This window comes from Endozoicomonas sp. SESOKO1 (assembly GCF_024606265.1).
GTDB lineage: Bacteria > Pseudomonadota > Gammaproteobacteria > Pseudomonadales > Endozoicomonadaceae > Endozoicomonas.
Map to the genome: position 1 here is coordinate 1 of NZ_JAHHPP010000409.1, position 1520 is coordinate 1520.

General features: G+C 55.5%; 2 protein-coding genes. Both read right to left on the minus strand.

The genetic code is table 11. The features are described 5' to 3' along the window. Positions 1-127: 127 nt before the first annotated feature. A complete protein-coding gene (locus KDK13_RS18780; RefSeq protein WP_257286540.1) occupies positions 128-1231 on the minus strand; it encodes a hypothetical protein in 1104 nt (367 codons plus the stop codon). Beyond that, positions 1197-1520 (minus strand): hypothetical protein (locus KDK13_RS18785; protein WP_257286541.1); only part of this gene is annotated, 324 nt, incomplete at its 5' end. The genes KDK13_RS18780 and KDK13_RS18785, both read right to left, overlap by 35 nt.

The following is a 1520-nucleotide window of genomic DNA, read 5'->3' on the forward strand; positions in this document are numbered from 1 at the left end:
TGAGCTACGGACTGTGAAACAGAAACGTTCTTGAGCGATCAAGAACCCTCGTCCGCCAGGGCGGGGAGTGTCAGTCTGTCCTGGCCCATTTCATGGGCTGATTCCTGCGCAGGAACACTCTGCCTGTTCATGCTTCTATGGCTCCCTGATTACCCTGTGATACCGAGTTGACCGCAGCGCTGGCCAGTTCTTTACCACGGGTAAGTGGTTTCATCAACAGATCCTGACCACGCAACCCCTCCCGGTGACCGGTAATCCATTGATAGCCTGTAAAGCCGAAAATCCCCAATCCCACAAGGGTACCTATGGTAATGCCCGCCACCGTAGCGGCTGTTGATGCTGTAGCGGCTGCTAACGCCGCCTCAGCTGTTGACTCTGTAGCGGCAGTTGACGCCGAAGCGGTTGTTGACACTGTAGCGGCAGTTGACGCCGAAGTAGTTATTGACACTGGAGCGGCATTTACCGGGCAAACATCACCGTACGAAAAATCCAACGCATCCAGAAATGCATTTCCCGAAGCGCAATTGGCTGTTAACACACGTGGGTCAAGTTTTTGGCAAAGAAGCTGCTCATTGGATTCAGGTCCCGAAGCGCAATTGGCTGTTAATACACGCGGGTCAGCATTTTGGCAAAGAAGCTGCTCATTGGATTCAGTTCCAAAATCCTTTTTCATGATGACATAGCTATTATTTGCCATGGTGTTGGTAACCGTTACTCCATCATGAACCTTCCCTCCTACGATGCCGGCGTATGCATATTTACCCGAGGTTTCGACCTTGCTGTTCACCGCTGTGGTGTTGGCAACCGTTCCTCCATTGGAAACCAGCCCACCCCCGATGCCGGCGAATGCACGTACACCCGAGGTTTTGACCATGCTGTCCACCGCCGTGGTGTTGGCAACCGTTACTCCTTCAACCAGTCCCCCTCCGATGCCGGCGTATGCATGTTCACCCGAGGTTTCGACCGTGCTGTCCACCGCCGTGGTGTTGGCAACCGTTCCTCTATTGGAAACCAGCCCGCCCCCGATGGCGGCGTATCCACGTTCATCAAAGGTTTCGACCTTGCTGTTCACCGCCGTGGTGTTGGCAACCTTTCCTCCACGATTAACCTTACCTCCCCCGATGCCGGCGTATGCATATTTACCCGAGGCTTTGACCGTGCTGTCCACCGCCGTGGTGCAGGCAACCATTCCGTTTTCAACCGCCCCCCCCCCCGATGCCTGCGCCTGCAATTACACCCGAGGTTTCGACCGTACTGTTTACCGCCATGGTGTTGGCAACCTTTCCTTCGGGGTTAACCAGCCCTCCACCGATGCCGGCGAATGCAAGTAATTTCGAGGTTTTGACCCTGCTGTCAAGCGCCGTGGTGTTGGCAACCGTTGCTCTTTCAACCAGCCCCCCTCCGATGCCGGCGTGTGCATATTTACCCGAGGTTTCGACCGTGGTGTCCACCGCCGTGGTGTTGGCAACCGTTCCACTTTTAACAAACCCCCCCCCGATGCCTGCGCGTGCAAGTTCACC